This is a genomic window from Coleofasciculus chthonoplastes PCC 7420 (assembly GCF_000155555.1).
In the GTDB taxonomy this organism is placed as follows: domain Bacteria; phylum Cyanobacteriota; class Cyanobacteriia; order Cyanobacteriales; family Coleofasciculaceae; genus Coleofasciculus; species Coleofasciculus chthonoplastes_A.
This window is the reverse complement of sequence record NZ_DS989883.1, coordinates 22,196-30,592: the sequence shown is the minus strand read 5'-3', so window position 1 is coordinate 30,592 and position 8,397 is coordinate 22,196. Positions and strand designations below refer to the sequence as shown.

11 protein-coding genes are annotated in these 8,397 nt (G+C 45.0%); 5 read left to right on the top strand and 6 right to left on the bottom strand.

Going from position 1 to position 8,397, the window contains the following annotated elements; genetic code table 11:
* From MC7420_RS34070 to MC7420_RS44260, 3 genes are all read right to left on the bottom strand, one after another.
* Nucleotides 1-252, bottom strand: a 252-nt coding sequence (locus tag MC7420_RS34070; protein WP_006106507.1) for a type II toxin-antitoxin system RelE/ParE family toxin, incomplete at its 3' end; no start/stop codon positions are given.
* Nucleotides 236-499, bottom strand: coding sequence for a hypothetical protein (locus MC7420_RS34065; protein WP_006106477.1), 264 nt, complete (start codon nt 497-499; stop codon nt 236-238). The genes MC7420_RS34070 and MC7420_RS34065, both read right to left, overlap by 17 nt.
* 53 nt (nt 500-552) lie before the next feature.
* Entirely contained in the window at nt 553-744 is a 192-nt protein-coding gene (locus tag MC7420_RS44260; RefSeq protein WP_006106493.1) for a hypothetical protein, read from the bottom strand.
* A 252-nt stretch (nt 745-996) separates the two neighbouring features.
* Here MC7420_RS44260 and MC7420_RS34055 point away from each other — a divergent pair, with 252 nt between their 5' ends.
* Nucleotides 997-1,530, top strand: coding sequence for a cold shock domain-containing protein (locus MC7420_RS34055; protein WP_232231849.1), 534 nt, complete (start codon nt 997-999; stop codon nt 1,528-1,530).
* Nucleotides 1,502-1,606 carry a hypothetical protein gene (locus MC7420_RS44365; RefSeq protein WP_449240187.1) on the top strand — a complete coding sequence of 35 codons (105 nt, stop codon included), beginning with the start codon at nt 1,502-1,504 and terminating at the stop codon, nt 1,604-1,606. Before MC7420_RS34055 ends, MC7420_RS44365 begins: the two co-directional genes overlap by 29 nt.
* A 396-nt stretch (nt 1,607-2,002) precedes the next feature.
* On the opposite strand, the gene MC7420_RS34050 is transcribed toward MC7420_RS44365, so the two are convergent.
* The 3 genes from MC7420_RS34050 to MC7420_RS34040 all read right to left on the bottom strand — a co-directional run bounded on the left by MC7420_RS34050 (nt 2,003) and on the right by MC7420_RS34040 (nt 6,563).
* Nucleotides 2,003-3,838 (bottom strand): glycoside hydrolase family 15 protein, encoded by a 1,836-nt coding sequence (locus MC7420_RS34050; RefSeq protein WP_006106454.1) that lies wholly within the window; start codon nt 3,836-3,838, stop codon nt 2,003-2,005.
* A gap of 127 nt (nt 3,839-3,965) precedes the next feature.
* Nucleotides 3,966-5,897, bottom strand: coding sequence for an ABC-F family ATP-binding cassette domain-containing protein (locus MC7420_RS34045; protein WP_006106473.1), 1,932 nt, complete (start codon nt 5,895-5,897; stop codon nt 3,966-3,968).
* A gap of 204 nt (nt 5,898-6,101) precedes the next feature.
* Complete coding sequence (locus MC7420_RS34040) at nt 6,102-6,563, bottom strand: SRPBCC family protein (RefSeq protein WP_006106502.1); 462 nt, start codon at nt 6,561-6,563, stop codon at nt 6,102-6,104.
* Between the two features lie 201 nt (nt 6,564-6,764).
* Here MC7420_RS34040 and MC7420_RS34035 point away from each other — a divergent pair, with 201 nt between their 5' ends.
* The 3 genes from MC7420_RS34035 to MC7420_RS34025 all read left to right on the top strand — a co-directional run bounded on the left by MC7420_RS34035 (nt 6,765) and on the right by MC7420_RS34025 (nt 8,296).
* Nucleotides 6,765-7,118 carry a hypothetical protein gene (locus MC7420_RS34035; protein ID WP_044211305.1) on the top strand — a complete coding sequence of 118 codons (354 nt, stop codon included), beginning with the start codon at nt 6,765-6,767 and terminating at the stop codon, nt 7,116-7,118.
* A gap of 92 nt (nt 7,119-7,210) precedes the next feature.
* Nucleotides 7,211-7,777 (top strand): Uma2 family endonuclease, encoded by a 567-nt coding sequence (locus tag MC7420_RS34030; protein WP_006106458.1) that lies wholly within the window; start codon nt 7,211-7,213, stop codon nt 7,775-7,777.
* Nucleotides 7,778-8,035: 258 nt separating this feature from the next.
* Nucleotides 8,036-8,296 (top strand): hypothetical protein, encoded by a 261-nt coding sequence (locus MC7420_RS34025; protein ID WP_006106469.1) that lies wholly within the window; start codon nt 8,036-8,038, stop codon nt 8,294-8,296.
* Nucleotides 8,297-8,397: the final 101 nt, after the last annotated feature.

The window sequence follows — 8,397 nt, the reverse complement described above, 5'->3', positions numbered from 1 at the left end:
GTTCTCGATCATAAATAGCACTCGATAGATATTTTTAGATTTTCCGTAAAGTAATTGTCGGACTTGTTCTGGAAAAATCTCATGTTCAACAGCTAAAGCACAACGCTGGGGTTTTTCTTGAAGCGTTGCGATCGCATTCATCAATCCTCGGAACCAGCGATCCGCAAATTCTGGATTAAGTTCCCGATACCAACGATAGGCTTGCTCAATCTGAGCTTCAGCAATCGGGGTAATTTCAACCTGAAATGCCATAGTTCTGGTGAATTTCTTGGATAAAATCTCCAATAGGGCGAGTTTGTCCGGCATCAACTTCAGCCAAACCTTGCTGGATGCCTGCAATTGTTTCTAATTGATCAATCAATTGGCGCAGTTGCTTAGGGTTAATTTTGCCTGCTTCCAAAAAAGTAACCAGAACTTGGGCGCGATCGCTCACATCTGGCGGGAGTTCAGCTAGCTGAATTTGTCCGTTCTGATAAACGCCTTCAACTGTTCTTAGCATAGATAGCTTGATGGGTAATGACTCTTTCAATTTTACAACACTGGCGAAATTGCCTAATCACGAATAAACTTTTCTGTGTAAACACCCAAGACGCGATCGCATTCCCCATCCGATGCGATCGCGTTTTGAACAACCACAGCACGAGCTTCATACTGCGCTAAGTTTCCTGTTAAGTTTAAACGAGTTGTCTGTTGTTCCCACTCATATCCCAGTTCAACACCGATTGGATCAGGGAGTACATTCACAGTTGCGCCTGTGTCTAGTCAACCGGATGTGGCGACAGACTGTTGCTGATAAAGCAGGGTGATGGGTAAATATGGACGAAAGCCAGCTTCACCGAGTACCACATCAGCAGAGATAAAATGATATCGCTGGGCGTTAAGCTGTCATGTATTTAAATTGGGAATGTAAGGACAAGGTAACAGGCAACAGGAAACTGGCAAAACAAAAGCTTTTTATGGTAATCTATGTCTATAAAAAATTAGCAAAATTGTGGCATGAAGCCTATTCTATATAAAGGTCGATTAAAAACCTGGAAAGATGAGCGAGGTTTTGGTTTCATAAAACCGAATGATGGTAACAAAGATGTTTTTCTGCATATCAGTGCGTTAAAAGGAACAAGTCGCCGTCCAAAAGTCGGAGATATAATCCTGTATGAGCTAGCCACTGATTTAGAAGGGAAAGTACGTGCCTCTAATGCATCCATTCAAGGGGCAGCCTTACGCTCATTAGACCTGTCCCAAAATCAAAATCAAACCCAAGTCCCAAAAGAATTCAGGACTAATGTTCGGAAAAGTCCATTACCGACAAGGCATAAGAGAAAGAAGCGTGGGCGAGTTGAAATACTCATTAGCTTGGGGATTATGGCTGTTATTACAATTTTTGCAATGGAATTTAGGGCTAGCGATTCTCCATCTCCAATTACATATGTTACGAAACCTGGGTGCAATATCAAAGGCAACATTTCTATTAATACAGACGAAAGTTTATCATCTTCCGGGGATGGAAGACTATCAATCAACCATCATTGATCCCGCAAAGGGTGAACGATGGTTTTGTACAGAATCAGAGGCGATCGAGAGTGGTTGGCATAAAGCACCCAGGTAGCCTCAGCCACCAAAGCGTGCAGAGGTAATTATGTGAGGGCGCAAGCCTTGCGCCCCTACGTTTGGGTGTACCGTTAGCACTTGAGAGCCGCTACAGAGTTTTCTGCGTTAGGTAAGGTAGGAGCGATCGCGTCATTGATTATTGTGCTACTGTTTTTCAGAAGTTCTAGCATCGATATCTTTTGTTGGGTTTCCTGGCGTCAACCCAACCTACAACTACAACTAGCATCGATTTCGATTACTGGACTACTGTTCTAGAGCGTCAGTTGGCGTAATAGCAGTTAGCGGTAGGTAATACAAATCTGGGTTGATTACCTCCTTTATAATCCAGTCCGCGCAGGCGGACTTTGTTTGTGTAGCAGCGATTTTAATCGCCGTGACTTCTTGAACTGATACGCTATAAATTATGCTCGATCGCTCGATTCAGATTCCACGCCGCACTAATTAAAGATACATGGGTAAACGCCTGAGGAAAATTGCCCAACGCTTCACCACTCGAACCCGTTTCCTCGGCATACAATCCTAAATGGTTGGCATAACTGAGCATCTGCTCAAAAATCAGTCGAGCTCGCTCAAGTCGCTTAGTGTCTACTTTTCCCGCCCTTGTCAACGCCTCAACGAGCCAGAATGTACAGAGATTAAACGTTCCTTCTGTTCCCGAAAGACCATCCGGCGCTTCTTCGGGGTTATACCGATACACTAAACTATCAGAAACCAGTCCCCCTACTTCTGGCGGGGAATTAATCGCATCCAGGGTTTTCAACATACGAGGATCAGTGGGAGACATGAAGAAAACTAAGGGCATAATCAGATTACTGGCATCTAGGGACGTGCTACCGTAATATTGAACAAAAGCTTGACGCTCCTCACTCCATCCCTTCGTCATAATTTCTTCATAGATGCGATCGCGTTCCGTAAGCCATCGCTGGTGATCCGCTGGAAATGAGCGCTTTTGAGCCAACCGTAAGCCACGATCCAGCGCAACCCAACACATTAGATTAGAGTAAATATAATCCTTGCGTCCCCCGCGTGTTTCCCAGATTCCTTCATCTTGGCGTTGCCAATTATCGCAAACCCAATTCAGTAACCGCCGTAGGGATCGCCACAAGTCATAGGAAATCGGGGTGCCATATTTGTTGAACAAATACACCGAATCCATCAACTCGCCATAGATATCAAGCTGTAACTGCTTATAAGCCCCATTACCAATCCGAACCGGGTAAGATCCCTTATACCCCTCAAGATGATCCAGAATCTCTTCATCAAGATTATGATAGCCATCAATACCATACATAATCTGCAACGGATCATCGGAATCCAACTCCTGACAGCGATTTTCCAAGAACCGCATGAACTGGGCGGCTTCCTCGGTAAACCCGATACGGAGTAAAGCATACACGGTAAAGGATGCATCTCGAATCCAGGTATAGCGGTAATCCCAATTTCGGGAACCCCCAATCATTTCCGGTAAGCTACACGTCGGCGCTGCTATAATTGCTCCCGTGGGTTCGTAGGTGAGTAACTTCAACGCCAGGGCGGAACGTTCCACCGTCTCGCGCCATCGACCTTCATAAGTACATTTGCCAATCCAGCGTCGCCAATACGCCACCGTATCGTCAAAGAGTTGCATCGCTTCTTGATGGCGAAGTGGCAAACTACACCCCCCATCCTGGTCAGTTTCTTGCAGCACAAAAACGGCGGTTTGTCCAGACTCTAACGTAAATTCGGTGAAGACACCGCATTCATCTTGTTTTAAGGGAACATCCGTCACCAATCCCAAACTCAGAGACGGCGACTTAAAACACGCCCCCGTGGATGAGAGAATCGTCTCGTGGCGATCGCGGGCATAATTAAAAGCAGGATAGCATTCTAAGCGAAACTTCATCTTGCAGCGAACGACTCTCACTTGCCGCACTAACCAGTGATACCCTTGCTGATTCACAGGCATACCCACAGGCATAAAATCAATAATCTCACCCACCCCACAAGATGCCAAGAAGCGAGTCACCAACACATTCGTTTCGGGCCAATATAACTGTTTATGAGTGACACCATCCACACAGGGAGCAATCTTAAAATGACCCCCTTTCTCAGCATCCAGTAACGCGGCAAAAACACTCGGAGAATCGTGTCGAGGAAAGCAAAACCAGTCAATTGAACCTCCTAAGCCAACTAAGGCTGTGGTGTGCATATTGCCGATAATGCCGTAATTCTCGATAGATTGATATGCCATTGAATTATGAATGTTTAATGTTCAATTTTGAAGTTTAATCCACCGTCCCTTAATTAAGGAAAAATGACAAATGACGTAGCTTGCTTCTTTTGGGAAGCGAGTATGACGAATGACGAATGACATAAGACTATTCCCCAATTTCCGCCAATTCCAACCAACGTTCTGTGGCTGTATCAATAGTATGAGTCAAGGTTTCTAATTTCTGATAAAGTTCCTGCACCTGATCCACTTTACCAGGAGATGAATTATACAGCGCTTTTTCCACCTCTGCCTTCTCCGCTTCCAGTTGGGGAATTTTATCCTCTAATTCTTCAAACTCGCGCCGTTCCCAATTAGAAAGCCGACGCGGTTTTCCATTACCAGACGATTGCGTTGTCAGCGTTTCCCCATTTGCCGACTTTTCTGACTTCTGTTGCATCTTAGCACTGGCTTCAGCCGATGCTGCTGCTTCCGCTTCCTTGTAATCCAGATACACAGAATAGTTACCCGGATACTGACGCAGACTCCCTTCTGATTCTAAGGCAAAAATTTTGTTGACGGTGCGATCTAAAAAATAGCGATCGTGAGATACCACAATCACACAGCCATTGAAATTTTCTAGGTAATCTTCCAATACCGAAAGCGTTTGTACATCTAAATCATTGGTCGGTTCGTCCAAAATTAGCACATTGGGAGCGCTCATTAAGACGCGCAACAAAAATAGGCGGCGCTTTTCTCCCCCAGACAGTTTATGAATGGGAACATATTGTTGATTTGGTGGAAACAGAAAACGCTCTAACATTTGTGATGCCGTAATCAGCGTTCCATCCCCAGCTTGCACATATTCTGCCACTTCTTTGAGGTAATCAATCACCCGCTGATTTTGATTGCTTGCCGTTAGTAAATGATCAGAATGCTGATCAAAATAGCCGATATGAATCGTTGCGCCAATATCCACCTCACCTGAATCTGGCTCAATCCGCCCAGTGATAATATCCATTAATGTAGATTTACCACTACCATTTTCGCCAATAATGCCAACCCGATCATCGGGACTAAATTCGTAAGTAAAGTCTTGGATTAACGTGCGATCGCTGTACCCCTTGGAGACATTCTCTAACTCAATGACTTTCTTGCCAATCCGACGACTGGCTGTGGAAATATCGACTTTGCCTTGAGCCTGTTTAAACTCTTGATCCTGCATCTGATGGATGCGATCAATTCGCGCTTTCTGCTTCGTACTCCGCGCTTTTGGACCTCGTTTCAGCCATTCCAACTCTCGCCGCAATACATTCTGATGTTTCCGTTCTTGACTGACGGCAGTTTCTTCGGCGAGGGCTTTTTTCTCTAAGTAGTAGGCATAGTTGCCATTGTAGGTATAAATATCACCTCGGTCAATTTCAATAATCCGATTGGTGACTTGATCCAAAAAATAGCGATCGTGGGTAATTAATAGAATGGCTCCCGGATAGGATTTTAAATATCCTTGTAACCATTCTACCGACATGGCATCTAAATGGTTGGTGGGTTCATCCATCAGTAACACATCGGGTTCTGATAGTAACGCTGTCGCCAAGGCGATGCGCTTCCGATAACCTCCAGATAAATTGCCAATTGGTGTATCAAAGTCTTGAATTCCTAGTTTAGTGAGGATGACTTTGGCACTGGTTTCTAAATCCCAAGCACCTAGAGTTTCGATGCGCTGTGTCACCTGAGATAAACGTGCCATGACTTGTTTATCGTCTGAATTTCGTGCCAATTTGTGGGATAATTCCTCATAATCCCGGATGAGTCTCATCTGTTCACCACTATCGGCAAAGATCTGTTCTAATACGGTACGATTTTCATCTAAGTTAGGTTGTTGGGGTAAGTAGGCAATTCTCGCGCCGGGATTGACCAGAAATTGACCACCATCAATGGGTTCGAGTCCAGCAATCATTTTTAATAGAGTGGATTTGCCTGATCCATTCGTACCGATTAAGCCGACTTTATCGGTAGTATCGAGGCTAAAGCTGGCATCTTTGAGGATTTCTTTAATGCCAAAATCTTTTTTAACGGATTGCAGCGTGAAGATACTCATTCAGTTTCTAAGTTGATCCTATTTATAAATTTGCCCTGTTTATTGATTAATTGATGGGAAAACAGTTTCTTGATATTATCCCTCATCCTTATTTTCACGCTAACACGTTCAAATTAAATTCGCGATCGCAACTACAGACAGATCCCCGACTTCTTGAAGAAGTCGGGAATTTTGCTTAAGGCTGTAGTAAGTTGACACGGATAGCTACGTCTCCTCCCCGATTCTGCTGCACTCGATTTGTGTCACCTGATGGCGATAGCTAAATAGTTGTTCGAGTTGGGCGTCTACCCACCAACCCAACAGCCTCTCGACTAGCCATCCTCCCGGTAATCCATATTCAATCCTATCGGTTAAGCGGGTTTTGCCTGCTTCTGGACTAAATTGGTGGCGATGAACCCAATACGCCATCGGTCCTTCCTTCTGTTTATCAGTAAAGATGGAATAGGGTTCGCATTCGATGTGAATCGCTACCCAGCGCAGCGGAATTGGACCAAAAAACAGACGAAATTCCGAAATCGCACCCACACCTAACCCACCTTCGCGACGTACAACCTGAACAGGTTGCCAAGGCGGAGTAAGTCGTTCTAGGATATCTTGACGCTCGTGAAAGTTCCAGACAACCTCCACGGGTGCGTCAATGAGCGTGGACTTGCGATAGTGCAACATAAAACTATTATCACTGATTTTTCAGGTTGATTCCCAGCGCGTTGAACTTGGCACGATCTAGGGTATCGTGATGTCAGACCCATAAGTTTTATCTAAGTTCAGTATCAAGTTACACAATACGTCAACGCGATCGCTAACATCTCGTTTCCATACTGAAAACAGCACAGTCAACAGCGTTGAAAACAGGGAATTGGGGGATTTATGACACGGAATTTGACCAAGCTGCAACTGACGAACATCGGCTGGACAGATGGTTTTGCTATTTGGCGAGTCCGGAACCTGAATGATATCGATATTCAGTATAATTGGGATGTTTATGAAACTGGTCAGGCGGGTCAGGGGATTGCTTTAGCCAAATACGATGTATTTTTCTACACGTCTCTAGTCAGAGGACCAAATACAGCGAGAGTATTAGTCAATGGTATCCAGCAAATGGTTAAATCCGCCCATTTAAACTATGCATTTTATCATAGTATTGAACCCCTGCCTGAACCCATTCCTCCCAGTTTAGAACTCCAGAGTCTTGAGCAGAAACAGCTTTGTGTGATGGTTTAGGGATCTGTCAATTAAAATGAGGACAAGGGGATAAGGAAGATAGGGGAGGGTTTCTCAATCACCTGTTTCCCAAATACCAATCACTTATAGCCATGCAACAGTTAGAAAAAAAACTTACACTTGAAGACTTTCTGGCAATGCCAGAGTCAGATGTAACTCACGAATTAGTCAAGGGCGAGGCAGTACCAAAAATGTCACCAAAACGATTTCATGCTAGGGTAACGGGTGCTTTGTATACGCTTTTGAACCAGTGGTGTCAGGAATGGGGAGAAGTGAATCCCGAATGGGCGATCGCGTTAAAACGTCGGGGTGAAGACTGGGTTCCTGTGCCAGATTTGACCTATATTTCTTATCAGCGACTACCGACAGACGTGATGGAAGATGAACCTTGTCCAGTTCCCCCAGAATTAGCCATTGAAATTATTTCACAGGGACAAAGATTTGGCACATTGATCGAGAAAGCCACCGATTATCTAGAAGCGGGAGTCTTACGAGTTTGGATTGTCGATCCCCACGCCAGAAGTATCACCGTTTTCTATCCCGATGCGCCACCGCGAACCTATACGAAAGATATGGTGATCACCGATTCGTTGTTTGAGGGATTAGAATTGACGCCGCAGCAGATATTTGGCGAAGCGAGATTACCTGAGAAGGATTAATCTGCTTTTGAAACCCCTTTTTATAGCTTGGGTATTTTTTCCTTCTGCCCTCTTCTGCCCTCTGCCTTGTTCCTTACACCGCTATCAGAAAAAATGTACCCCTTGCTCCTCCAGCTTCCCCGGCTTCCCTCGCTCCCCCTCACCACAGCACTTATTCAGCAGCCCCTACTTACTCACCAGGCGGTTGGGTAAACCTCACCCCCCGACTCCAGGAGTCACGCTAGGATATTTACATAAGTTAACAATCCTAGCGTAACCATGATTAATCTGATCGAATCCACCAAAGACTACTGGAGAAAGCTCGACGAGTTAGAAGCTGCCTACAAGCGAGGCGATGTCTCCGTTGAGGAAGTCGATGTTAGAGTGGCTCAACTCATGGATGAACTCGGTCATGAACGTAGAGTCACCTTAAGTTCCATAAGGCAAAGTGTACTTCGGCTTTGGCAAGACCAACGCGAAACTCTCATTGGCTTCGCTTTTCTGGCAATTTTGACTTATGCTTGGTTCATCTTCAATTAGGCTAAATCGGTGGAGAACGTTAACGTGAATGATACTGACTGGCATGATGGTGGGCAATGCCCACCCTACGGTATATCCATGGTTTTGGTACTCCCAAATTG